Annotated in this window: 22 protein-coding genes; 12 read left to right on the forward strand and 10 right to left on the reverse strand. The window is 55.9% G+C overall.

Annotated features, from left to right (window positions below; translation table 11 throughout):
* Nucleotides 1-244 precede the first annotated feature (244 nt).
* The 3 genes from ABMA60_RS07180 to ABMA60_RS07190 all read left to right on the forward strand — a co-directional run bounded on the left by ABMA60_RS07180 (nucleotide 245) and on the right by ABMA60_RS07190 (nucleotide 3940).
* The gene (locus ABMA60_RS07180) at nucleotides 245-2092 is read left to right on the forward strand and encodes a dihydroxy-acid dehydratase (protein ID WP_392800815.1); all 1848 of its coding nucleotides are present in this window, start codon (nucleotides 245-247) and stop codon (nucleotides 2090-2092) included.
* A gap of 537 nt (nucleotides 2093-2629) precedes the next feature.
* Nucleotides 2630-3187, forward strand: coding sequence for a CBS domain-containing protein (locus ABMA60_RS07185; protein WP_392800818.1), 558 nt, complete (start codon nucleotides 2630-2632; stop codon nucleotides 3185-3187).
* Nucleotides 3188-3355: 168 nt separating this feature from the next.
* Nucleotides 3356-3940 (forward strand): hypothetical protein, encoded by a 585-nt coding sequence (locus tag ABMA60_RS07190; RefSeq protein ID WP_392800821.1) that lies wholly within the window; start codon nucleotides 3356-3358, stop codon nucleotides 3938-3940.
* On the opposite strand, the gene ABMA60_RS07195 is transcribed toward ABMA60_RS07190, so the two are convergent.
* The gene (locus ABMA60_RS07195; protein WP_392800823.1) at nucleotides 3937-4425 is read right to left on the reverse strand and encodes a hypothetical protein; all 489 of its coding nucleotides are present in this window, start codon (nucleotides 4423-4425) and stop codon (nucleotides 3937-3939) included. The two genes, ABMA60_RS07190 and ABMA60_RS07195, sit on opposite strands and share 4 nt — an antisense overlap.
* 185 nt (nucleotides 4426-4610) lie before the next feature.
* On the opposite strand from ABMA60_RS07195, the gene ABMA60_RS07200 reads away from it, so the two are divergent.
* Nucleotides 4611-6257, forward strand: a complete 1647-nt coding sequence (locus ABMA60_RS07200) for an AMP-binding protein (RefSeq protein ID WP_392800826.1) — start codon at nucleotides 4611-4613, stop codon at nucleotides 6255-6257.
* 40 nt (nucleotides 6258-6297) lie between these two features.
* Here ABMA60_RS07200 and ABMA60_RS07205 read toward each other — a convergent pair whose 3' ends face one another.
* Genes ABMA60_RS07205 through ABMA60_RS07220 form a run of 4 tightly spaced genes read right to left on the reverse strand, consistent with a single transcriptional unit; the run spans nucleotide 6298 to nucleotide 10188 of the window.
* The gene (locus ABMA60_RS07205) at nucleotides 6298-8529 is read right to left on the reverse strand and encodes a patatin-like phospholipase family protein (RefSeq protein ID WP_392800828.1); all 2232 of its coding nucleotides are present in this window, start codon (nucleotides 8527-8529) and stop codon (nucleotides 6298-6300) included.
* 47 nt (nucleotides 8530-8576) lie between these two features.
* Nucleotides 8577-9308: a heparan-alpha-glucosaminide N-acetyltransferase gene (locus tag ABMA60_RS07210; RefSeq protein WP_392800831.1), complete on the reverse strand. Its 732-nt coding sequence runs from the start codon at nucleotides 9306-9308 to the stop codon at nucleotides 8577-8579.
* The gene (locus ABMA60_RS07215; protein ID WP_392800834.1) at nucleotides 9305-9850 is read right to left on the reverse strand and encodes a hypothetical protein; all 546 of its coding nucleotides are present in this window, start codon (nucleotides 9848-9850) and stop codon (nucleotides 9305-9307) included. The genes ABMA60_RS07210 and ABMA60_RS07215 overlap by 4 nt, the downstream gene beginning before the upstream one ends.
* 2 nt (nucleotides 9851-9852) lie before the next feature.
* Nucleotides 9853-10188 (reverse strand): hypothetical protein, encoded by a 336-nt coding sequence (locus ABMA60_RS07220; protein ID WP_392800837.1) that lies wholly within the window; start codon nucleotides 10186-10188, stop codon nucleotides 9853-9855.
* Nucleotides 10189-10261: 73 nt separating this feature from the next.
* Between ABMA60_RS07220 and ABMA60_RS07225 the strand changes: the two genes are divergently transcribed.
* The gene (locus ABMA60_RS07225) at nucleotides 10262-11296 is read left to right on the forward strand and encodes an NADP(H)-dependent aldo-keto reductase (RefSeq protein ID WP_392800840.1); all 1035 of its coding nucleotides are present in this window, start codon (nucleotides 10262-10264) and stop codon (nucleotides 11294-11296) included.
* Here the strand turns inward: ABMA60_RS07225 and ABMA60_RS07230 are convergent, their stop codons facing one another.
* Nucleotides 11297-12070, reverse strand: a complete 774-nt coding sequence (locus tag ABMA60_RS07230) for an MBL fold metallo-hydrolase (protein WP_392800843.1) — start codon at nucleotides 12068-12070, stop codon at nucleotides 11297-11299. It lies immediately after the preceding gene.
* A gap of 53 nt (nucleotides 12071-12123) precedes the next feature.
* On the opposite strand from ABMA60_RS07230, the gene yaaA reads away from it, so the two are divergent.
* Nucleotides 12124-12930, forward strand: a complete 807-nt coding sequence (yaaA, locus tag ABMA60_RS07235) for a peroxide stress protein YaaA (RefSeq protein ID WP_392800845.1) — start codon at nucleotides 12124-12126, stop codon at nucleotides 12928-12930.
* A 69-nt stretch (nucleotides 12931-12999) separates the two neighbouring features.
* Nucleotides 13000-13581, forward strand: coding sequence for a YajG family lipoprotein (locus tag ABMA60_RS07240; protein WP_392800848.1), 582 nt, complete (start codon nucleotides 13000-13002; stop codon nucleotides 13579-13581).
* Nucleotides 13582-13642: 61 nt separating this feature from the next.
* Here ABMA60_RS07240 and ABMA60_RS07245 read toward each other — a convergent pair whose 3' ends face one another.
* Complete coding sequence (locus ABMA60_RS07245) at nucleotides 13643-14551, reverse strand: LysR family transcriptional regulator (protein WP_108165183.1); 909 nt, start codon at nucleotides 14549-14551, stop codon at nucleotides 13643-13645.
* A 203-nt stretch (nucleotides 14552-14754) separates the two neighbouring features.
* Between ABMA60_RS07245 and ABMA60_RS07250 the strand changes: the two genes are divergently transcribed.
* The 5 genes from ABMA60_RS07250 to ABMA60_RS07270 all read left to right on the forward strand — a co-directional run bounded on the left by ABMA60_RS07250 (nucleotide 14755) and on the right by ABMA60_RS07270 (nucleotide 18633).
* Nucleotides 14755-15819, forward strand: a complete 1065-nt coding sequence (locus ABMA60_RS07250; RefSeq protein WP_392800852.1) for a DUF5610 domain-containing protein — start codon at nucleotides 14755-14757, stop codon at nucleotides 15817-15819.
* A 66-nt stretch (nucleotides 15820-15885) separates the two neighbouring features.
* Nucleotides 15886-16152: a glutaredoxin family protein gene (locus ABMA60_RS07255; protein WP_392800855.1), complete on the forward strand. Its 267-nt coding sequence runs from the start codon at nucleotides 15886-15888 to the stop codon at nucleotides 16150-16152.
* 24 nt (nucleotides 16153-16176) lie between these two features.
* Nucleotides 16177-16698, forward strand: a complete 522-nt coding sequence (locus ABMA60_RS07260; protein WP_392800858.1) for a DUF6436 domain-containing protein — start codon at nucleotides 16177-16179, stop codon at nucleotides 16696-16698.
* 126 nt (nucleotides 16699-16824) lie between these two features.
* Nucleotides 16825-17754: a chemotaxis protein gene (locus tag ABMA60_RS07265; protein WP_392800861.1), complete on the forward strand. Its 930-nt coding sequence runs from the start codon at nucleotides 16825-16827 to the stop codon at nucleotides 17752-17754.
* A gap of 69 nt (nucleotides 17755-17823) precedes the next feature.
* Nucleotides 17824-18633 (forward strand): MOSC domain-containing protein, encoded by an 810-nt coding sequence (locus tag ABMA60_RS07270; RefSeq protein ID WP_392800863.1) that lies wholly within the window; start codon nucleotides 17824-17826, stop codon nucleotides 18631-18633.
* 9 nt (nucleotides 18634-18642) lie between these two features.
* Here ABMA60_RS07270 and ABMA60_RS07275 read toward each other — a convergent pair whose 3' ends face one another.
* The 3 genes from ABMA60_RS07275 to ABMA60_RS07285 all read right to left on the reverse strand — a co-directional run bounded on the left by ABMA60_RS07275 (nucleotide 18643) and on the right by ABMA60_RS07285 (nucleotide 24907).
* Nucleotides 18643-20556 (reverse strand): transglycosylase SLT domain-containing protein, encoded by a 1914-nt coding sequence (locus ABMA60_RS07275; protein WP_392800865.1) that lies wholly within the window; start codon nucleotides 20554-20556, stop codon nucleotides 18643-18645.
* 151 nt (nucleotides 20557-20707) lie between these two features.
* Nucleotides 20708-23851, reverse strand: coding sequence for an efflux RND transporter permease subunit (locus ABMA60_RS07280; RefSeq protein ID WP_392800868.1), 3144 nt, complete (start codon nucleotides 23849-23851; stop codon nucleotides 20708-20710).
* Nucleotides 23852-23863: 12 nt separating this feature from the next.
* Nucleotides 23864-24907, reverse strand: a complete 1044-nt coding sequence (locus ABMA60_RS07285; protein WP_392800871.1) for an efflux RND transporter periplasmic adaptor subunit — start codon at nucleotides 24905-24907, stop codon at nucleotides 23864-23866.
* Nucleotides 24908-24962 lie beyond the last annotated feature (55 nt).

The raw sequence follows: 24962 nt of genomic DNA on the forward strand, positions 1-24962 counted from the left end.
ATGTTCCTATCGGCCTCCCACCGCTGGATGCCGCCGGGCTCACAGTAAAGCCACCACCATCTAACTGCTTACCCGCCCGATAACCAGGTTGTCTATAAAGGCGCGCTGTGAAAGCCTGACTGTGTGGTAATTAACGCAATGCTGCAGTCCGTTTACTTCAATTGCGCAAGCACAGGTCAAGTCTGACAATGGCGACTACTGCTGTATAAACCCTCATCTGTGGTCTGTATGTCGGAGGTAACCAATGGCCAAACAACGAATCGTCCTTATCGACCGTCACCCCGGCCGCTCGGCGCAGAGCATCGGTATGGCCAAAGAACTGGGCACAGACCCTGAGCTGATTCACGAGCCCTCGGTCGGGGTGGTCGGCACCAAGGGTGACAGCCAGTGTTACCTGGGCGTGCAAGGCAAGGTGGAGGCCATTCATGCGCAGCTGAAATCCCGTATTGGTCGTGCGCCTGGGCAGCTTCCCTATCGATTGGTGCAGCCCGAATTCACCATCGCCACCTCGGATGGTATTCGTAACGGCACGGCGGAGATGCGCTATTCGCTGATCGGACGCGAAGTGACGCAGGACAGCCTGTGCGAGCACCTGGAAGCCACCGGCTTGGCCGGTGTGATTGCTGTGGTCGCCTGTGACAAGCCGCCGGTGGGCACGCTCTCTGCCGTGCTCGAACACAACGAGCCGGCCATCATCATGTCGGACGGCACCATCCGGCCTGGGTGCGACCCGCAAACCGGCGAGGCTTTGGACATCGTCAGCGCCTATCAGGCGGCCGGGAATCCGGATGCCGCCGTGCGCGAGCGGGTATCGGCTCATGCCTGTCCGGGCATCGGCAGTTGTGGCGGTATGTTCACCTACAACACCATGCAAACCTTTATCGGTGTGCTCGGCCTGCAGCCGTTGCATATGGTGGCGGCCGCCTCGGATGACCCGCGTCGTGAACAGGAATTCGCCGGGCAACTGGTCGAGTACCTGGCGCGGATGATCGACAGCGGGCTGAAACCGCGCGACATCGTCAGCCCCGATTCGTTGCGCAATGCCCTGATTGTGGCGATGGCTGTAGGCGGGTCGACCAATGTGGTTCTGCATACCCCGGAGATCGCCCGGGCTGCCGGTTATGAGCACTTCTGGCGCGACATCATGACCCCGGAAGAATTCAACCAGCTGTCGCGCGACATCGTCCCGGTGCTGACCAACGCCCGTCCTTATGGCAAGTATTCCATGCTCGACATCGACCGGGTCGGTGGTGTGCCGGTTATCGTCAAGGAACTGCTCGATGCCGGCCTGCTGAACGGCGCTACCATGACCTGTACTGGTCAGACCCTGGCCGAGCAAATCGAGGCGCTTGATCCACCAGCGCCGGACGGCGAAGTCATTCTGCCGGTCAGTGCGCCCTATAAGCCCACTGGCGGACTGCGGCTGCTGGGTGGCAACCTGTCGCCCGATTTTTCCGCCATTCTTAAACTCGCCGGTGTCGAGGGCGGACTCGACGATAATCTGTTCAAAGGCCGCGCCCGCGTCTTCGAGGGAGAACTCGATCTGCTGACCGAACTCGATCAGCGTCCGGACGGCTTCCGCAACAACGACATGATCATCGTCCGCTATTGCGGCCCGACCGGCGCCCCCGGCATGCCGGAAATGCTCGACCCCACCTCACGCATCACCGCTCTGTGCCGGGAAAAGGGCATTGTTGTGGCGCTGATGACCGACGCGCGTTTCTCCGGCGGTTCGGTGGGACTGGTGATTGGTCATGTCGGGCCGGAAGCGGCTCTGGGTGGTCCTATTGCCCTGGTGGAAGACGGTGACGAGGTCATCGCTGATCTCAACACCAACGAACTCAACTGCACCGAACTGGCCGACCCGGCGACTTATCAGGCGCGCAAGGCGGTCTGGGACAAAGCCGTGGCCGATAACGGCGGTTTGCATCCCAAGGTCGGCAAAGCCGACACCCGTCTGCTGCATCGCGCCCGTCATTCGGCGGTACCGGCCAGTCGGGGCGGGGGCCTGCACCCCAATGGCGAAGTCTGGGTGCGTGATCGCCGTCAACCGGAGCAGAGCGGGTTCAAGCCGACCAACAAGTATCGGTAGCCGCTAGACCGGGGCTCGGTCTCTCAGCTGGTGGTTCCATCTTTGCCCAGGTCCCGGCATCGCTGCACTTTTATTTGCGAATGAATTTGCGCATGCCCGAATGCTCAGCAATACTGATGGCAGAGGTGATCGGTTTATGCATCGCATCTTATTACCGCTGTTTTTGTTACCGCTATTGCTGCTTTACGCGGGCGCTACCTTTGCTTGCGACGAGCCTGCGGACAGCGTTTCGCTTATCGGCAATGTGGCTGAGGCAGTCGACGCGACGGATTGGTCCGGCCATGCTTTTGAAAGCGATGACAGTGGACTGGTCACCTCTCACCGTCGCCACCCATTCCTGTTGCTTGAAACGACGCTCCGGCGTCCTTCATCGTCCGACCTTCTTGACCTTAATCACTCTGGCTCAAAGCTCATCCGGGCACCTCCTGTCTGTCTCTGCTAGTTAACCCATAACGTTTCACTTTCAATATTGGCATAAACACCTTTAGTACCCGCTTGACGGGCCTTTTATGGCCGCAACGGGTAGGAGACAGTGCTATGAAAAACATGACCTTATATCCGCTGAGCGACATCAATGAGCTGGCCTGGCCGGAACAAGGCGAGGTGCTCTCGCAGAATTCTCCGGCCGTCGACTTCTTCACCGACTTCGAGACCGTGCAGCCCCGAGTGATCGAAGTGGCTACCTCGGCCCTGGATGCCAGGAAAGTGATGATGACCACTCACGTGCGACTGCTGCTGGTGGTTAACCACCGCAACCACTTTGTTGGTGTGATAACCGCCGATGACCTGATTGAACGCAAGATCGTGCAGCGTGTGTCCGAGGGTTATCGTCGTGATGAGATCGACGTAACCGACCTGATGACTCCGAAGAAACAACTCGCTGCGCTGGACATTGCGCAAGTGAAAAGAGCGACGATTGGCAACGTTATCCAGGTGCTTAAAAATGTGCATCAACAGCACTGTTTGGTGATCGACAGTGAGCATGGCCGAATTCGGGGTATCTTTTCAGCCTCGGAGATCTCACGGAAGCTCAAGCTGTACATCGATACCGACAATCGGTTCGACTTCAACAAGGTGTTTGAAGTGACCGCTTAAAGCAGCTGAGCTTGGCATAGCGTGAGCTGGGGTAGTCCGGCTCACGCGATACCTTGCATTGTCAGAGGCGTGCCGAAATACTGGTTTATCAATCGGCCGACTGCTCAGCGTTATGATGTTATTCTGGATAACCAAACCACTGCTTTGTTTTATTGCGGCGACTTTCCAGTGAGTGCTGTATTGATTCTCGGTGGAGCATCCCGAACCGGCAAAAGCCTGATTTCACGAGAGCTGTTACCTCGGCTCGGCGTACCATATTTGTCCATTGATCCCATCAAGATGGCACTCTCCAAAGCCGTACCATCTTACCCGCTGGATACTGACGCTTCATCGATAGCCGTGAGTGAACAACTCTGGCCTTTTGTGCGTGCTCTGCTCATCAATATGCACGAAACCGGATTGAGTTATCTGGTGGAAGGTGAGGTTTTGCCCTGGCAGGTGGCGCAGCTATCGGATCAACTCGGTTTTGCTTTGCCAGCCTGTTTTGTGGGTTATCAGAACGTTGTCGTGTCTCAGCACGTTGCGCAAATTAAGCGTCACTACCATCTACCCAATAGCTGGACCATCGACATGTCGGATGCCGACTTGCATCGTTTGGTGGAAGAAGGCGTCGACTACAGCCGATATCTGTGTGCCGAATGTGAGCGTTACGGTCTTTATTATCAGGACTTTTCTGTTGATTTTGACACTGCCAAGGCGGCTGTTATTGCGTATTTCGAACGAGCCTGGGGCGATAAGTACACATCGCTTTAGTAGAGGTCGACGGTTGGGTTTAGTGGGGCGTTGCGTTGCTGTTGCAAGCGGTCCAGCGCTGCACGGCTGGCCTCAAGGCGCTCGACCAGGATGTCATTGCGTTCCTGCAGTTCTTCGTTGGTTCGTGTAAGCCGCTGCAGTTCGCTCTCTAAACTCTCGAATCGCTTCAGACGATCATTGGCGTTTTCCAGGCGTTGGCGAACCTGTTCCGCGGTCTCGCCAAGCCTGGCGTAATTGCGCCGAACCTCGGCCAATTCTGTTTCGAGCTCCTCAATCACAACGCTTACCTCGTCCTGATCTTCATTGAAGCGGGCGAGGGCATTGCGCAGGATCTCAGTGCGTTGCTGCAATTGCTGATTCTCGGTGCGCAACTGGCCAAGGCGGCTGTTATTACCAAAATCGGTCAGCGCCAGGATGGCAGTGCTCAGGGCGAAGGCGACAGCCGCAATCAGAGCGTACAACAGCGAAGGTGGTGATTGGCGCATAACAGGGTTCAACCTTGGCGGACCTCGAGGCAGTTTACCGAAAATCAGCGTCCCGGGTCATCCGCGCGCCATTGTGGCGGCGGGATCAGGAATGGCGTTTTTACACTGCCGACAGGGTGCTTCCAGCGTGACTTTGGTCAATACTGAAGTGGTCCAATAAAACATCAAAAAGAATGGATACCCTTATGACCTACCAGACTCCCCTGGCCGAACTGGCCCGCCATGTTGCTGAACGCGGCGATCAGCCTTTCCTGCACCAACCCGTTAACCGCCAACTGAAAATCTGGACCTGGCGCCAGGTCGACGACAACGCCCGCCGTATTGCCCAGGGGCTGCTTTCCCTGGGGCTCAAACCCGGTGATCGCGTCGCTATCTTCGCCAAGAACAGTGCTGAGTGGTTTATTACTGACTGGGCCATCATGATGGCCGGAATGATCAGCGTCCCCATCTATGCAACGGCGGGTGAAGACACCATCCGCCATATTGTCAATGACAGCGGTGCCAAGGCGGTTTTTGTCGGCAAGCTGGACGATTTTGCAGCGGGTGAGGCGGTATTCGACGGCAGCATTGTGCGCATTGGTTTTCCGTATCAGACCATTGCACATGATCATCGCTGGGAGGACTGGATCGCCCAGCATGAGCCCTTGGCCACGGTTGCCGATATCAGTCTCAATGACGTCATGACCTTGGTCTACACCTCTGGCAGTACCGGTAAGCCCAAGGGTGTGGTGCTCAAATATCTGCAGTACGCGGCAGCCTCAACCACCAACCGCGAGCTGGTTGGGATGACGCCGCAAGACAGAGGTATTTCCTACCTGCCGTTGGCACACATTACAGAACGCGGTGTGGTGGAAGGCACAGCACTGTATACCGGCGGCCCGATCTACTTTGTTGAATCGCTGGATACCTTTGTCGACGACTTGAAAGTGGCCCGGCCCACGACCTTCTTGTCGGTACCGCGTTTGTGGACCCGTTTTCAGGTCGGTGTGCACGAAAAAATGCCCGCCGAGAAACTGCAGAAACTGCTTAAGATTCCACTGCTGGGCAAGCTGGTGGCACGTAAGATTCGCGCCGGTCTCGGCCTCGATTCCGTGCATACCTTCGGTTCCGGTTCGGCGCCGATCGCGCCGACTTTGTTGCAGTGGTATCACGGCCTGGGCATCAATATTTGCGAAGGCTGGGGCATGAGTGAGACCACCGGTCTATCGGCGTGCAATATGCCATTTAAGGCTGAGCGCATGGGCACCATTGGTGTGCCGCTGGCCTGCGTGGAGATGAAAATCGCTAATGATGGTGAATTACTGATTCGCGGCGATGCCGTTTTCGAGGAGTATTACAACAACCCCCAAGCGACCGCTGAAGCCTTTCAGGATGGCTGGTTTCGTACCGGCGATAAAGCTGAGCAAACGGCCGACGGGGCGTTCCGCATCATTGGTCGGCTGAAAGAAGAATTTAAAACCACCAAGGGCAAATATGTGGCGCCGGTACCGCTGGAAAGCCGCTTGTCCGGTAATCCGGATATCGAGCAAGTCTGTGTGATTGGTGCTGGCCGTACCCAGCCGGCGGCCGTTGTAGTGCTGGCTGAACATCGCCGCAATGCTGATCGAGACAGTTTAAGTCGGTCGTTACGACGTACTCTGGAAGAATTGAATGCCACCTTGGAAAGTCATCAGAAACTCGAAGGCATTCTGGTGGCGAAAGAGCCCTGGAGTATTGAAAACGAGCGATTGACGCCAACGCTCAAATTACGCCGCAGTTATTTGGAAGAGGTGTACAGCGAGCGCCTGAATGATGTCACCGGTGGCGTGGTTATCTGGGAAGATGAACGCTGAATAAGGCGAGGTGGCGAGTACAGTGGTACTCGCCACTGCGTCAAAAGCGATGGCCCAGGGTGAAATAGAAAGCGGTTCTATCAAGGCTGGCATGGCCCAGAGTGAGCTGCATTTTTCCCAATACCGTATCCATGCCGGCAAACAGGCTGGCCGAAGTAACCCAGTCACCGGGATTAACCATAAGTTCATCCTCGATACGACCGGCTTCCAGTCCGGTTCCTAAAAACAGACCGCGCCCGAAAAAGTCCGGCATGTCGGATAAACGATAATAATATTCTGCCGTTGCCAGCTGATATTCCAAACCCGTCAGTTGGTTCAGATTCAAACCGGATAAACGACCCGGACCACCCAGTTTATAACCGTCATAAAAATACAATTGCTCGGTGTGATCACCAAAGGTATCACCGGCTTCGAGCTGAATTTTTAAATGATGACTGCCGCTGGACAGTGGCTTGATCAGCTTGGCGGAAACCTTAGTGTAGTCGTCATCCGAGCCCCATTTTTCGGTGGTTTCAAAAGCGTCCAGTCGGAACAGCAGACCGCGTCTTGGATAACCGAAAGAATCGAGTTGATCATAGATGGCGTTTAGCCGGTAACCGGCCTGAAAACGCTCGAATGGTTCGATGGTGTCAGCCGACAATCCCAGGTCGTGCTTGCCGGCCACATCGGTGGCGAAAGTACCGAGGCGAATCTCTCCGCGGGCACCGGTGATGCCCAGATCAAAGCCCACCTCGCTGGTGGTCAGGCGGGTATTTCCTGCCCGGGTGTTACCGTAATAAATTTCATTGAAATAGCGGCTGCTGCTCAGATGTCCGGCAATAAAACTACCGTCGGTCAGCGACAACGGCTGAATAAATTCACTGCGAAAAAGGAAGTCGGTACCCAGGCGTAAATCGAGGCGAAGTTCGCCGTTGTGATCATTGATCCAGGGCTGGCGATAACTGGTGCTGACATTGATCTGGGCTTGCCGTGAGTCGTCGGTGGCGACATCCAGGCCGAAACGTAAATAGCCGTGACCTTCGGGTTTGGAATCGGCATAGATTTCGATGGTGCCGTAGTCGTCGGAATCGTAGGTACGTATCTGATAACCGACGTAGGTGTAATCGCCACGGCCGTAGATGTTGGAAATATCATTGTGCAGTCGTGTCAGGTCGAAATCTTCACCGGCGTCAGCGGTGATGTCTCTCATGATGACCTGATCATTAAACTCAAGATTTGCGGCCGTGGTGATGCGGGTGATGTGAATGTTATCCCGCCGCCGGGCCTGTCGCTGTTGTTGCCACTGTTGATAGTCCTCGGGTGACAGTGACAACTGGGCCAGGTCAGCGTGGCGCAGGCGGGCCGCAATTTCGCCCTGATTGATGATGTCTGTGTATAGATCGAAATCCGCCGAGGTGAATTTCTGCATATCCGGTTCGATCAAAATATCGTTCTCAGACAACAGCTGCTGTGACTGCACGACGTTCTGATCCATCAGGATTTCAACGGAACGGTTGGCGACATCAAAGGATGAATCGTACTGCGCATTCCAGCGGTCTTTGATGCGTAAGCTGACGCCGATCACCACATCGCCACACAGCTCACGCCCGGCGGCGACCGGAAAATTCTGCACTAAACCACCATCGACGTAGTGCCGGCCATCAATCGTCAAAGGAGCAATTAACGCGGGCAGCGACATGCTGGCACGCATGGCTTGGGGCAGGTTACCTGCGCTGAATATCCGTTCTTCACCGCTGTCCAGATCGGTGGCGACGGCGCGAAAAGGTGTCGGCAGGGTATCGAAATCAAGATCGACAACGGCGTAGCCGGTGCCAATCAATTCTTTCATAAAGAGCTCAAATCGATAACCCGAAGCAATGCCATTGGAAGGCACTGGCAAGCCGTATTGGGTATCGATCGAAAAACCAAATAGCGAACGATAGCTGTAGGCGCGTAAATTTTGTTGGATTGACTGACGCGGTGGTCGTTCATTGAAAAACTCCACCAGGCTGTGTTCATCAAGAATGGCGGCAATTTCTGTGGAATTCATACCCACTGAATAGAGGCCACCCACGAGTGCGCCCATGCTGGTGCCGACCACACAGTCGACCGGCACTCTGAGTTCTTCCAGTGTCCGCAGCACGCCGATATGGGACAGCCCCCGGGCACCACCGCCGGCGAGCACCAAGGCAATGGAAGGGCGTTGCTGGTCGATGGGTTCTGCCTGTGTCAGCGTCGTTGTCGTGACAGTTAACAGCAACCAGCCGAGTAGAAGATTCAGTTTGGTGGGCATGGATATAAAAAATCAGATTGAATATGGCAGCTTATCACTTGCCAGGCTCAGACGCTGCTTTGTATCAACCAGTGTATTAACCAGGCCAGGCCGAACAGTGGCAACTGATGAAGCAGATAAAAGCCAAGGCTGTGTTGACCCAGCCACACCAGCGGTCGAGTGAAAGGTCCAAGAGGCAGGTGGTGTACTCCGAACAGACGGCGATGGCCAAGATAGATGCCGATATAGACCATACCCAGCCAGGGAATCAAGCGGGTCAGATCGACGGTCGCCGTAGGCAGGTGCAAGGGTCCGGCCAGAGCGCGATGCAAGGGCTGCAGGTTGAACCAGTCAGTGATATTGAACAGCGCCAGGATGGCGATACCCAGAATCAGGGCAATACGTGGATAAAAAATAACTGGCACGGCCAACAAACTGGCGACGGCAATAAAATGCAACACGCCGAACCAGACCCAGGCGTGAGGATACGCCAGCCAGGTCGCCAGGCTGATTGCAGCGGCGCCTGCGACGATCTTCGCCTCGCGTTTCCAGAAAGCCGGCCAGCGCATGCCATCACGGTTGGCCAGTACCAGGCTGATACCAACAGTGGCAAAGAACAGCACGACGATGATGCCGCGGAAAATGGCCCAGAACGGCGCTTTGGAATCGAAAGACAGATAGCCGTATAGGCTGAGATCGTAACTGAAATGAAACAGCGCCATCAGCACCAGGGCGACACCACGGATCTGATCGACACTGGTCAGGCGCGGCTTCGTCTGGTGGGTGTCGGCTGCGGTCAAAACAAACCGTCGGCAGGGCTGACCGGGGTCAGCGGACGATAGATCACCTGGTGATAGGGCCGATCGCCCGTCCAGGCCAGTTGTTGGATCAGTTCGGTTCGCTCTGTTTGCCAGCGGGTTTTAAGAATCAGCCGGTCTTCGCTCAGCGCCGTTGCCCAATCCATTTGTTCCGGGGCGTTGCCAGCGGTCGGTGTCAACACCTCTTCGCTGCCTGGCTCACCGTATTGACGGCTGATCAGGTGCCGCACCTGTTCGAATTGGTCGATCCAGGATTGTATGGGCGCATCCGGTGCAGGTTTAAACAGGAAGCGTCCTTGCGACAGCTGCCCGCCGGTGAACTGGTACACCAGGCGGGTGACATGGATGTCTGGCAAATTGGCTTCATAAATCAGATAGCCGGTTTCGCCAAAGGGCGTGCGGTTAGTGCGGGTTTCCGCCTGACGCACGTCATCGATGCTGGCGCCCCACAGCGCCTGACCAAAATCTTCCGCCGCGGCTAAAGCGGGCAGGGCGACAAATAACAGTGAGCAAAACAAACGCATCTTCAGGACCTATCGAAACGATCGAGCAGCTCATCGCCACTCAATTCATCAAAGCCTTTATTGGTCTCTTCGCTATCGGCCTCAATCGGTGCTTCTTCAGTTTCAATCTGTTTATAGCGCGGCAACGCCGGCTTGGACTGGGTGCCTGCGGTACTGTCAGTCAGATTGTTGGCTTCCAGGTATTTCTGGTAAGCCGACTTCTGCCGCTTTTTGTGTTTGGCCAGGCGATTATGAGAAGGAATCTGACCTTTCTCGCCCTGACCGATAAAGTCTTTCTTGGAACCGGTTTTGACGTTGAGTTTGCCTTTTAAGGACCGGCTCTTCTTGCTGCGTGACATAGTGCCCCGTCGAATTAAGTAGAATCTGCCCGTATTATAGAGGTTCGCATTCAAGTTGGCAGGGTTTGAATTGATGGAATATCGTCGTTTGGGTCGATCCGACCTCGAAGTTTCCCGAATTTGCCTGGGTACCATGACCTGGGGTGAGCAAAACAGCGAAGCAGACGCCCACGAGCAGATGGATTACGCCCGTGAGCGTAACATCAATTTCTTTGACGCCGCTGAGATGTACCCAGTGCCACCGCGCCCGGAAACCTACGGTCGCACTGAGGAGTACATTGGTAGCTGGTTTGCAAAAACCGGTCGGCGTGAGGAAGTGATACTGGCGACCAAGGTGTTTGGCCGCAGTGACCGTAAGGATGTTCGCGGTGGTCCGCGGCTGTCGCGCGAACAGATCAAAGAGGCGGCCGAGGGCAGCCTGAAGCGGTTGCAGACCGACTATATCGATCTGTACCAGTTGCATTGGCCGGACCGCAGCACCAACACCTTCGGTAAGCTGGGCTACAGCGTTGTCGAAGAAGAAGACGTCGTTACCATTGAAGAGACTCTGCGTGCCTGCGATGAGCTGGTTCGCGAGGGCAAGGTCCGTCGCATTGGCGTCTCTAACGAAACAGCCTGGGGTGTGTCGGAGTATCTGCGTCTGTCGCGTGAAGAAGGGCTGGCGCGCATCGACTCCATTCAGAACCCCTACAACCTGCTCAACCGCAGCTTTGAAGTGGGCCTGGCGGAAATGGCTTACCGTGAAGATGTCGGTTTACTGGCTTATTCGCCGCTGGCAATGGGTACTCTGAGCGGTAAATACGCCGGAGGCGCCAAGCCAGAAGGTGCCCGTTTGACGCTATTCGATCGCTTCCAGCGTTACAGCACTGACAATGGTAAGGCTGCCGTGGATGAGTATGTCCAGGTAGCGCGCGACCATGGTCTGGACCCGGCGCAGATGGCGCTGTCTTACATTAATGACCGGCCATTCTTAACCTCGAATATCATCGGCGCGACCACGATGGCGCAGCTTAAGAGCAATATCGACAGTCACGAGCTGGTGCTCAGCTCAGCGGTACTGGCTGACATTGAGGCGGTGCACCGTCGCTATCCCTATCCGTGTCCCTGATCACCACTGGTCGCGTAAGCTGCGCAAGGCGCGGAAGCGCTCCAGCGCATTGCTGGTCGGATAATCCCGTTCGGCCAGCGCTTCCGCTAGTTCAGAGTCGTCCAGACGCAAAAACAGATTGAAGCTCAGTTCCTGCTCGAACGTCGTGATGGTGCGGGTGTCGGGCGTCTGGGCGTCGGCCTCGGTCTTGAGATCGCGCGCTGCGGCCAGGTCTGGCTGGATGCTTAACGCAAAGGCGAGGTTATTGGGCAGGTAATCGTGCCCTGGATAGATGCGGGCCTGCCGGGCCGTATCGCGACGCAGGCGTTCGATGCTGTCAAACAACACATCGGTGCTGCCTGAACGGGTATTGCCGACGCCGGCATTGAACAGAGTGTCGCCGCAGATCAGCGCCGGTTCGTCCTGGTCGATGTAAAAGACGCCATGCGCCGGGGTATGGCCAGGCGTGAACCAGAAGCTTGCCTGGCCATCACCGACGCTTAGCTTGTCGTTGTCTTCAAGCCAGATATCAGCCGCCAGCTTGCCGATACAGCCGGCCGGTGCAAAGACGCGGGCACCGGTGGCGGCTTTCAGTTCGTTGACGTGCCGAATGTGGTCGCCATGTTCATGAGTAATCCAGATGGCGCTGATAGATAAATCCTGTTGCCGGGCCAGCTGTATCAGGTGCTCAGCGTCATAAGGATCAACTGCTGCCGCCTGGCGTTGCTGCTCGCAATAGACCAGATGGTTGTAATTCTGAAAAGAGTCCGGCACATAGGTTCTCAGAATTTGCATTTTTTCGGCCCACGATAAAGGTGTGAGTCGTACCCTAGAGACAGGAGGAAGACTTGGCAACAGCTCCCTTGATGGCGGTGATTTCACCGGCCAAAACGCTGGATTTTGAAAGCCCGGCGATCACCGACCAAAGCACCGAGTTTCGTTTTGCCGACGAGGCAGCCGAACTGGTCGATGTGCTGCGCACTTACAGCGTCAGCGATCTGCGCGAACTGATGTCGCTGAGTGAGAAGCTGGCCAGTTTGAACGTCGAACGCTTCAGCCAGTGGCAGTGGCCATTCGATCGGCAACTCAGCAAACAGGCGCTGTTAGCCTTTCAGGGCGACGTCTATACCGGTCTTGATGCCGCGACGCTCAGCAAGAAGGCGTTTGGCAAAGTTCAGGACCGGCTGCGTATTTTGTCGGGTTTATATGGCTTGTTGCGGCCGCTGGACCGTATCCTGCCGTACCGTCTGGAAATGGGCACACGTCTGCCGACCGAACGTGGCACAAACCTCTATCAATGGTGGGGCAATCAGTTGACCGATACACTGGCGGCGGATATCCGCAGCAATGAGACACAGGCACTGGTCAATCTGGCGTCGAACGAATACTTTAAGGCGATCCAGCCGAAGCGGTTACCGGTACCAGTGATCGTGCCGGAATTTCGTGACTGGAAAAATGGTCAGTACAAGATGATTTCTTTCTTTGCCAAAAAAGCTCGCGGTCTGATGGTGCGCTATATGCTGGAGAACGATATCCGCCGGGTGGAGGACCTCAAAGGTTTCGACGTGGATGGTTACCGTTTTGATGCCAGTCGCTCGACCGAAACACACTGGCAGTTTTTGCGCGACCAGAGCCGTTCCGTTAAGGCGGCTTAAAACTGAAAACTTGCAACGCACTTAACGAGTCTGTTTATTCAGACTTTTTGTTAACACAAGGAGAACGCTATGAAATCTGTGTTTAAGCCGGTACTGATGCTTTCATTGGTGGCAACGGTGCTGGCCGGTTGCGCCCAGCTGTCACCCCAACAAATCGCCTTCGAACCCGTTGTCTCACCGGACAGCTTGCCGGCCGGTAACGGCCGTACCTTCTGGGTGGATATTGAAGATGGTCGCAGCAGCACCGTTATTGGTCAGCGCGGCGGGGTTTATGAAAACAGTTCTGCTATTACCGCCTCCGGTGATTTGAGCAAACAACTGCGCGATCAGGTGATCGGCGCTTTGGAAGTGGCCGGTTTTGAAGCGGTTGAAATGAATGCCGATTTTGAGTGGACCGTGACGCTGGAAGAGCTGAGTTACGAACTGGTCGATATCGACGCAGCACGCAAAGAAGCCAAGGTGGCAGCGGAAGTATCGGTGGAAATCGTCAAAGCCAACTCCAGCTACTCCAACAGTTTCCGTTCACAGCGTTCTGCCGAGTTTTTCCGTTATCCCGATGAGCAAGAAAACGAAACCATGTTGACCGAAACGTTCGACGCAGCCATTGAGCGGATGTTCAATGATGCTGGCTTGAATCGTTTTCTACGCTGAGTCACTGAGCGATAAAAAAAGCGGCCAATTGGCCGCTTTTTTGTGTCTGTGAGTCCGATTTTCAGCCCGCTTTATCGAGATCGTGTTCTTCGAAATAGGCCGCCATAAAATCGACAAAGGCCCGGCTCTTGGCGGACAGGTAGCGGTTTTCCGGATAGACCACATGGATGGTCCGGCTGGGGAAGGTGATGTCCGGCAGCACATGCAACATGCGTCCACTGGTCAGTTCTTCGCGCACCATATAGTACGGCAGCGCCGTAATGCCCATATGATTGGTGGTGGCTTCGGCCAGGGTGTCCAGATCGTTGACCGTGAAGCGGCGGTCTTTATTCTGCAGACCGGCTTCTTTCAGAAAACGTTTGATCCAGCGTGGCTCGGCGAAATCGATACCGGACGCCATCAGCATATGGTGGTCGTACAGATCGGCCAGTTGTTGTGGCATGCCATGCTTGTCGAGGTAATCTTTGGTTGCGGTCAGGATGACCTTCTGTTTGGCAACCGGTCGGGCGACCAGGCGGCTGTCCTGCAGCGAACCCAAATGAATCGCCAGGTCGATGCCTTCGCGCACCAGGTCCAGGCCTTTATCGGCCAGAATCAGGTCGAAATTCACGTCCGGATATTGCTCCAGAAACTTGGAGAAGATCTTCATCAGCATGGAGCGGCCGAAGGTGGGCGTGGCGGTGATGCGCAGCGTTCCTCTGGGCGATGTTTCTAAGTCTTTCACCATATGTTCGGCTTCCTCGAGGTCTTCGAGGATGCGACTGCAGCGGTTAAAGAACAGCTGTCCGGCTTCGGTCGGGCTGACCGAGCGCGTGGTACGGTTGAGTAAACGAACGCCAAGGCGGTCTTCCAACAAGCTAATCTGCTTGCTGACAGCCGAAGGCGTCAAACCCAGTTGATGAGCTGCGTTGGTAAAATTATTGGCTTTAACGACGGTGGTGAAGATTATCAGCGAATCGAGTCTCGCCATGACGGGCCTCTGTCAGTCGAGTGGTACCTGAAGCACGGCGATCATACGACGTATTAATCAACAATCCAACGCTATTGATGATTGTTTTTTGATAATCCCGGCTTTTACAAAACATCACTCAAGTTGTGCGCTATACCGCCGCTAGTAGATTGAATGCACCGCCTATTCGATAAGTACCGGTTTGCGCCGGAAGGGGACGCCCTATGAATAACATGCTGTCCAATTTGTCTGCGTTGACGCCATCCATCGCTGGTTACCAGCGCCCCGGTTCGGGTCAGGCTGCTCAGTCCGGTGGAGCGGGTTCGGTCAACGCAGCTGCAAAAGCCGAACAAGCTGGCGCGTCGCAATCGGCGGCGAGCAATTTTAATGTCGAAGAACTGGTCGATAATCTGTGGAGCTTTATGCGCGGCCGTCTGTCTCAGGCCCAGGCTAATGGCGCCTCCGAAGCTGAGATGGAGAAGCTTTGGGCCGCTGCGGAAAAAGGCATCAAGCAGGGCTTTGGTGAAGCGCGTGATGTGCTTGAGTCGATGGGCAAGCTGGATGACGCGCTCAAAGGAAAAATCGATGATGCTTACGGCCGGCTTGAAGACGTTCTGGCCAATCGTGATATCAACGCCTCGGTGAGTGCTGACGAATCCAAGCAGGTGTCACGCCAGGGCAATCGCAATATCGGTATTTATCAGTACGAACAGCGCACCTTTGCACTGGATGTCACCACCGCCGAAGGCGATAAGGTCACCATCCGTGTGGAGCGTCGTAACGAAGCCTCGGCGGAAAAATCTTCCGGTGATGGCTGGTCGTCGGTGAGCTGGGGCAAGGTGGAATCGGGTCAGTTCGATTTGAGCATCGAAGGTGATCTGAACGATCAAGAACGATCCGATCTGACCGCTTTATTGAAAGAAGTGGGTGAGCTGGCTGACGAATTCTACGACGGCGACCTGGGTGTGGCCTTCGAGCAGGCTCAGGCGCTGAGCATCAGTGGCACCAGTTTGGCGTCACTGGATCTGAGCATGCGTTCGGTTCAAACCAAGGCTGTATCTGCCTATCAACAGGCCGGTGGTGAAGCTCAGAGCTTGCCGCGCGGTCTGGATCCGTTGCGCGAATACGCTCGTGAACTGGTCGATGCCCAGCAACGCTGGGTGGATAAACTGAACTCGGAGCGAGGTTTGGTCGACTCACTGGTCAATCATCCGCGTAACGATGGTCGCTTGAGCAGCTTCCTGGATTCGCTCTTTGCTGACCCGTCAGCCGATAAAAAAGACGCCTGACAGCGAGCGCTGGTAAAGCGCTGGCAGATTTCTACAATAGGGCCGTTTTTCCAATAGGAACGGCCCGTGGCTTCCTCCTCAACGACCCCGAATCTCATTCTCTACAGTACCCTCGGTTGTCATCTCTGTGAGCAGGCGCAGGCTTTGCTGCAAGAGTTGGCGCGGTCCGAACCGCTGCAATGGCAGGTGGTCGATATTGTCGACAGTGATGCCTTGATGGACAGATACGCCATACGTATTCCGGTGCTGCTCTGCGATGGCGCAAGTGACGATCTTGGCTGGCCTTTTACGCTCGACGAGGTGCGTCGTTACCTCCGTGCCAATCATGGCTGATTCTCCCTTGGCAAAAGGTTCATTGTGATTCGATATCGCGGCTTACTGTGGTGGCTGTTGCCCTTGTTGTTTGCTCTGGCTGCAGGACTTTGGTTCCGACAAAGTCACCTGGATTGGTTGGGTCGCGGTGTTTCAGACGTGTCGGCCTGGAGCGATCAATGGCAGGACTGGATCGATACCCGCAGCGACCTGACGCATCCCGCCATGATTCATTGGATGCCGCCGGGCTGTTTGTGCCGTTTTATGGCGTCCGGCCATGCTTCGTCGCTGAGCGAAACCGGGAGTGAGCTGGGCTACCACCCGGTGCAATTAGGAACGCCCTTTATCAATCAGGCGTTGGCTGGATTCGTGGATGGGTTGCCGCCAGCTTCGCCGGGTCCGCTGATCGTATTGACCGGTGCTGACGGACAGATTCGCTATCTGGGTGCCTACAGCAGTGGGCTGACCTGCGCTCAATCCAACAGTCTGGTGGATGACTGGTTGCCGTTGTCACGACCGGGGTCTGTCGTCAATTTGGATGCTACGACCTGCGTTTGTGTTAACTAGTACTGTGTTTGTGTGAACTAGCGCAAATTCCTTCAATCTCGACTAAACTTTGCCGATAACGACGGAGTGGGTGGGCGACCGTGCTTGCTGGGGTCGTTGAAAGAGTCGGAGTAGCCGGAGTAGCTGATGTCGAGTGTGCTGAAAAATGTCGATAGCCGTACCAATCTGGTCGGCCAGAATCGACTGGAAATCCTGATGTTCCGGCTCAAAGGACGACAAATCTATGCGATTAACGTCTTTAAAGTTCAAGAGGTATTGGGACTGCCCAAACTGACCATGATGCCCCAGCGCAATCCGGCGGTGATTGGTGTGGTCTATCTGCGTGGCCGTTCGGTACCGGTTATCGACCTGAGCATGGCCATTGGCTTAAGTCCTATTAAACACGATGAAAACTCCACCATTATCGTGACCGAATACAACTCGACCGTTCAGGCGTTCCTGGTCGGTGGAGTGGATCGCATTATTAACCTGAACTGGGAAGAGGTGTTGCCGCCACCGTCGGGCGCGGGCCATACCCACTATTTGACGGCCATCACCCATCACGAAGAGCAGATTGTCGAAATCATTGATGTAGAGAAGGTGTTGTCGGAAATCGTGCCGATGAACGCCTTACTCAGTGAAGGTTATCTGGCGGATGAGGTGGTGGAACGCATTCGCGGCCGTGAAATTGTTATGGTCGATGATTCGCATACCGCCTTAACTCAGGCGCGGGTTACGTTTGAATCCATGGGGCTCAAGGTGCATCAGGCCACCGATGGTGCTCAGGGTTTGGAATTGCTGCGTCGGCTAGCAGAAGAGACTGACGGCCCGCTGGAAGAGCGGGTGTTGATGCTGGTCACCGATGCGGAAATGCCGCGCATGGATGGCTATCGACTGACGGCTGAAGTGCGCGCCGATGGACGTTTAAAAAACCTGTTCGTTGCGCTGCATACCTCGCTGTCCGGTGACTTCAACCTGGCGATGACCAAGAAGGTCGGCTGCGATGCCTTTCTCTCCAAGTTCCAGCCCGAACAGCTGGCCGATCTGGTGCGCCGACGGGTGGAAGGCGAAGCCTGACGTTGCTTGCATAAGCCGCTCGCCTTTGCTGGAATGAGCGGCCTTCGTCTCCTTGCGGACCCTGCTGTCATGTCGTTTACCGCTCAGATTACCGCTCTGTTCCATTACCCCATCAAATCACTTGCCGGTATTGCTGTTGATCGGCTGCCATTCGATGCAGCGGGTCCGGTGGATGATCGTCGCTGGATGCTGATCAATGCAAAGGGGCGTTTTGTCAGTCAGCGCGATATGCCGCAGCTGGCCAATTTCGGTGTGCAGGCGCATGGCGATGGGTATCGCATCAGCGCGCCCGATGGCGATTATCGAGATCTCACCAGGAGCGTCGCCAGTGACTCGCCGATAAGAGTGACGGTCTGGAAAGATGAGCTGGATGGTTGGGAGGTGTCTGACGACTGGTCGGCCTGGTTCAGCGGTAAAGTGGGTAAGGCAGTGCGCCTGGTATATCTGGGAGCGGACTCACAACGGCGTGTACCGGATTCGGCTGCTCTGGAGCACGAACGCGTTGGCTTTGCAGACGGCTATCCACTGTTGCTGTGCAATCAGAGTTCTCTGGATGGACTTAACGACCGGGCGGGGACCCAGCTCGACGTGCGTCGCTTTCGACCTAACATCGTGGTGGACGGTCTGCCGATGGATCGGGAGCTGGAGTTGGGCCGTTTAACGCTGGCCGCTGGTCATCTGCAATTACTCAAACCCTGCGAACGCTGCAGCATTCCTGCGGTGGACCCGGACTCTGGTGTCTATCAACGAGAGGTGGCGTCGGCGTTAAAAACCCACAGCCGCTTTAACGGCAAAACCATCTTCGGTATGAATGCGGTTGCCCGTGGCGTCACTGAGCTGCGCCTGGGGGATAGCGCGCAGCTCGAATCCGTCAGCTAGTTCAGTGGTTCAGGAATCATCACCCAGCGACGCCAGATTGGGTTGGTCGAGCCAACTGGCGAGCGTCCAGTTCTGGCCGTCGCGCATGGCGTAGATCTGGGCGTAGGTCAGCACCGATTTGACGTAGTTGCGGGTTTCGTCGAAGGGAATGGATTCAATCCAGACGCGCAAGTCGGCCGGGTAACGGTCCAACCAACTGGTGACTTTGGTGGGGCCGGCATTGTAAGCCGCCGTTGCGTAAACCGGATGACCAAAGCGGCGTTGCATCTGATCCAGGTAATTTCGACCCAGGGTGATATTCAGCGTCGGATCGTTCAGGTCGTCCTCACCGTGGTAATTCAATCCGGATTTGATCGCCATACTGCGTGCCGTATAAGGCATTAACTGCATGAGCCCACGCGCACCCACCGGCGACCGGGCCTGAGTCATAAAGTGACTTTCCTGGCGCATAACACCATATAACCAGTGTCGTGGCACGGCGGCGGTCTCGGTGAGCTCGCCAACCAGATCGGCAAAGGGCGTCGGGTAGCGCAGCGTTAATTCGCCATAACGACCACTCATGCCCGCCGTCTGGGACGCCTTATGGTACCAATGCCGGCTCTGCGCTAACTGGGCGGCTTCCATCATTTGTTCGGGCGTGAATTCATCCAGCGCCAGATTCCATTCGATCTGAGCGCGCACAATGTCGCCCGCCTCATAGAGTGCCAGGGCGCGCTGCAAGTCGGGACGTTCGGCGATAGGCCGACGGGTCTTGATCGGAGGGTATTCATCGAGGTTCAGTTCGGCCGGCTGATCGAGCGCTGCAGCGGCCAGAAAACCATAGTAAGAGCGTTCCTGTGCCAGGCTCGCTAACTGCTGCTCGGAGGTGTCACCCATGTCCAGATGTTGTTCGGCGATGGCTGACCAGTAACGCCATTGGCTGCTGTCCTGGAGTGACTCATCCAGCGCCCGATAGAGGCTGGCGATCTGCATCCAATTGTTGTCCGCCAGGGCGACCTGCAGGCGCCAGTGCTGGATTTCTTCGTTGCCGTGTTTGGGGTCGGCAATACCCAGCCAATAGTCGGCCTGTGGCAGTGCCAGCTTGGCCATGGCAATGCCCAGATAGCCGGAGGTTGCTTGAATATCGGCCCGGCTAAAGTCGGGCGTCAGTTTAATCAGGTCGACCCAGAAGTTGGACGCGATCTGCGGTGCGCGAAACGCCAGCCGATCGATAGCGGCTAACGCCAGGTCGCGTTGCCAGGCCTCGTCCGGGTTGTAGGGCTGATTGAACAGGCCGGCCGGACTGAGGTAGATAGCGCGTAGTCGCTGTCCGCGTTGAAGCCATTGTGGCTCGTCATATTGATCATTCAGATAACGCAACATGGCACTGTTGCGGGCTTCAAAAGCCAGCAGCTGGCGTTGCCAGACCAGTTCGTTGTAGTCATCCGCCTGCTTAAGCCGCTCCAGAAAGGGATCGCAATAATCGGGCAGTGACTCGGCGGTTAACCACAGTTGGCGCAATTGCTCATCGGCCAGCGGCTCACCCAGCGCTTGCTGTGCCTGGAAGCGTCGGCAGGGATGACCAGCGCCGGCCCAGGCCTGGTCAAACAGAACGTAGCGATACCATTGTTCACGCTGCGCCAGTTCTTCCAGCCAGGTTTGCCGGAATTCCCAGCCGGCGGCCTGCCATTCGGGCTTTAACAGTTGGTTGGCGAACCAGTCGATATCGATAGCGTCGGGATGACGCATGGCCCAGTGAGTGACCAGGTGCGGGTAGAGTGGCAGATGTTTCCAGCGATTGAGGTCGGCAAAGTCTAAATCGTTTTGATTCAGGCTTTGTAACGCCTGGTTGTAGTCTTCCGACAGCGATGCGTCATCCGCCAGGACGGGCAGGGTGCCGGCCAGACAGAAGACAGTCAGCATTCGCAGCAGCGGTGCGTTCATGTCCACAAGCCTCACAACAAACAATAACCCGACCGTTGCGCTGTAACGCAGATGTTCGATGGGCGTTAGAAAGAGCTTGTCAGACTAGCTGCTTTATTGGGCACTGAAAAGAAAAGACCCGCCCCTTTACAGGGCGGGTCAGCGGGCCAACTCAGACTTCGGCTGTGTGACCGCGTTTGCGAGCAATGAAGGCCTGGACGCGTTCACCCAGGATCAACATGCAAGGTGTGAACACCAGCGTCAGCAGGCTGGCAAACAGCAGGCCGCCGGCGATGGTGGTGGCCAGAGCCGTCCACCATTGAGACGACGGCGCGCCAACGGTGACAGAGCGCTCGAAGAAGTTGATGGTCAACTGATACACCATCGGCAACAGACCCAGAATGGTCGTGACGGTGGTCAGAATAACCGGGCGCAGACGCTGAGCACAGGTGATCAGCGCCGCATCCATGGCCGGTACGCCTTGTTTGCGGATGACGTTGTAGGTGTCGATCAAGACGATGTTGTTGTTCACCACAATCCCCGCCAGGGCGATGATGCCAACCCCGCTCATGACCACCACGAAGCTAGCGCCGGTCAGAATAATACCGACCATCACCCCGACCGTGGACAGCAGGATCGCCAGCATGATCAGGAACGTCTGGTAGAAGGAATTGAACTGAGTCACCAGGATAATGACCATGACAAAGAGAGCGATCAGGAATGCGCCGCCGAGGAAGGCCATGGTTTCAGCCTGTTCTTCCTGGTCACCGGTGAAGCGGAAATCAACACCCGATGGCAGGTCGCCTTCGGCGCGAGCCTGCGTCAGCGCTTGCTGGATCTCCTGAATCATCAGGTCAACACGTTCACCTTCGGCCAGGTTGATGTCCACGTTGACGGTCATCCGGCCGTCGGTGCGGTAGACATCGCCCTCTTTGTTCTGAGCCGTACGGGTGATGAAGTTGCTGATCGGAACCTGGTCGCCGTTGGAGGTCACCGTCAGTTCATCGATCTGTTCCAGGTCGCGACCATTGAACGGGTAGCGAATCAGGATATCGACTTCTTCGTCCGCATCGTTAGGCCGATAAGAGCCCAGCTGAACGCCGTCGGTGATCATGCGTACTGCAGAACCAATGGCATTCAGGCTGACGTTGAAACGGCTGGCGGCTTCGCGATCGACATCAATCAGCCACTCCAGGCCATCCAGCGGACGGTTGTCGTTGACCGATTCAATGCGCTCGTCGCGGGTCAGTCGTTGCACCATGGCATCGACCGTGGCATAGAGCGTTTCGCGCGTTGGGCCAAAGAACTGCATTTGGATATCGACACCGGTGGTCGGACCCATCTGCGGTACCTGGGATTCCACCTTCAGGCCAGGAATGCCCGAGGCGCGTTCAACAGCGTTACGCAATACCGTGTCCGAATCAGGCCGGTATTGCCAGTCGACAAACTCCATCATCAAAGAACCGATGGTGTCTTCAGAGTCGGTACGACCAGGAACCGCGGAAACCGTGGTGGTGATGGTCTTAACCGAATCCATACCCAGAACGCGGGATTCTACCTGCTTGACCAGCACATCGCGTTCCTGCAGCGACAGGTTGCCACGTGCTTTGATCACAATGCCGCCGAACTCCGAATCAACGGCCGGGAAAAACTCGACATTGGTAGAGCGGACAGAGAACATCACGATGATCAGTACGATCACGCCAAACACCAGGCCCAGTGCCATCAGCGGACGTTTCAGCAACACACTGAGCAGACGGATATAAACGCCCAGGCCGCCGCGAACTTCGCTCAGATCGCCGTGGTCAATGGCATCCATACCGTGCTTTTTCTCTTCCGAGACGCGCGCTGCTTTGCCAAACAGCGTACCGAAAGCCGGCACGGCAATCAGCGCCATAACCAGGGAGGCACAGAGCGTGATGATGACGGTTTTGGGCAGGAAACCCATAAACTCACCAGCGATACCCGGCCAGAACAGCAGCGGCATAAACACCGCCAGAGTCGTGGCAGTGGAGGCAGCAATCGGCCAGGCCATGCGGGTGGCTGCTTCGCGGTAAGCGCTCTTGCGGTGGGCGCCTTCAGACATGCGCCGATCAGCGTATTCGGTAACCACAATGGCGCCGTCGACCAACATACCGACACAGAGAATCAGCGAGAACAGCACCACGATGTTCAATGAAATATCGAGCATCGACAGCACCAGAATACTGGTCAGGAAGGAAGCCGGAATCGCCAGGCCGACGAGGAAGGCCGAGCGCACCCCCAAGGCTGAAACAATAACGATAAACACCAGCAAAGTGGCCAGCAGAACCGAGTTGAACAGGTCATCCAACTGCTGCTCGATCATCACCGAGTTATCCTGGGTGTAGGTCACTTTCACCGCGTCAGGCCACTCCGGACGAATCTCTTCGACCTTGGCTTTCACCTGTTCGATGGTTTCGATGATGTTGGCGCCGGAACGCTTGACGATCTCCAGCGTCACCGCCGGTTGACCGTTCACACGCGACAGCGAGTCGGGGTCTTTGTAGGTCCGCTGACCGACGGCGATATCGCGAAAACGAACCACGGTGTCGCCATCTACCTTGACCGGCAGATCGAGAATGTCGTCTTCGGTCTCGATCAGACCCGGAATCTTGATGGAGAAACGACCCGCGCCGGTATCCATGCTACCTGCGGTTACCAACTGGTTGTTGTTGGAAACCAACTGCACCAACTGGCTTTGCGAGATGTTATAGCTGGCCATCTTGGCCGGATCGATAATGATCTCAGCCACTTCATCGCGAATACCCTGAATCGGAGTTTCCAGCACGCCCTGGATCGATTCCAGATTGGTCTGCAAATCTTCGGCGATATGGAACAACACGCGATCATCAACGTGACCCGACAGCGATACGTTCAATACCGGAAACTGGGAGAGGTTAATCTCCATAACCGAAGGTTCGTCGGCATCGGCCGGCAGTTCACCTTTGGCGCGGTCCACGGCTTCACGAACTTCATCCAGCGCTTCATCGATATCAGCATCGATATCGAATTCCAGCTGGAAAGAGGCACGGCCTTCACTGGCAGTACTGACCAGTTCTTTCAGGCCTTCAACGCCTTCGAGCTCTTTCTGCAGCGGATTGACCAACAGTCGGTCTGCGTCTTCCGGCGAAATGCCATCAATGCCGGTACCGACATAGACGTAAGGAATGGTGATGTCCGGGTCGGCTTCTTTCGGGATATTGATCAGCGCGACGATGCCGCTAATGACCAGTAACCCGAAAAACAACATTACCGTCCGAACGCGGCTGAGCGCCGCTTGAATAAAACCGATCATGAAGCTCTCCCGTTACTGTCCGGCTGCCAGGTTATTACCACTGACAGCGATCGGCTTGACTTCATCGCCGGCGTTAACAAAGCCCTGACCAACAACGATCAGTGTCGCTTCACGCGGCAGCCCCGTTACCCAGACACCGCCAGTGTCGGAGCGCACAATGGTGACAGGGGAGAATTCAACCCGGTTATTGCTGTTGACCGTTTTCAAGCCCATATCGCCAGAGTCATTAATGTTCAGCAGCGCTGGGCTGACATAATGACCCTGTTGTTCATTGAGCATGATGGACGCCTTGGCGGTAGCGCCGGACAGATTTTTAGGGCTGGACGGAACCGCAATTTCCACCTTGAAAGTACGGGTGGCAGGATTAGCCACGGTGCCCACGAAGGTCAGTTCACCGGTCAATTCTTCACCAGTAACCAGAGAAACGGTGGCACTTTGACCTGCGCTTAGGAAATTGACATCGGTTTCCGGTACTTCGCCAACGACACGCATGGGGTCGTAGTCGTACACTTGCGCGACGATTTGACCGGGCGAGACAAAGGTACCCACTTCGATATCGAGACTTTCCAGAACACCGGAGAAGGGCGCGCGAATCTGGGTATCACGCAACGCCAACTCGAGCGCTTCCTGTTGTGCCTGAGCGCTTTGGAATTGCGCCTCGGCAGCAGCCAGTTGCGAGCGGTTTTGCAGACCCTGGTTGCCCAGACGCTGCGCACCTTCGTATTCAAGACGCGCCTGTTCGAGATTGGCACGAGCGGTACGCAATTGGGCGTTCAGATCGCGTGGGTCAATGCGGGCGATCAGTTCACCGTCGCCCACCTGGTCGCCGGCGCTTTTCAGTAGCTCGAGTACGCGACCGCTGGTTTCACTGGCGATGGCGACACTGCGATCGGGTTCGGTGACACCGTTGATGGTCAGGCTGCGACGCACACCCTGAGCTTCCAAAGTGCGCACCTGCACCTCGGGAATCAGGCTCAGCTGAGCGTCGGTTGTGGATGTCGGTTCGTCGACAGCGTCATCATTTGATCCGGTTAGTAGCCAGAGCAAAGTCAGCACGACTAGAACAACGGCGATAAGGGGACCTGTAGGGAGTTTTTTTGCCACGGAAAAT

This window comes from Saccharospirillum sp. HFRX-2 (genome assembly GCF_043196805.1).
GTDB lineage: Bacteria > Pseudomonadota > Gammaproteobacteria > Pseudomonadales > Natronospirillaceae > Saccharospirillum.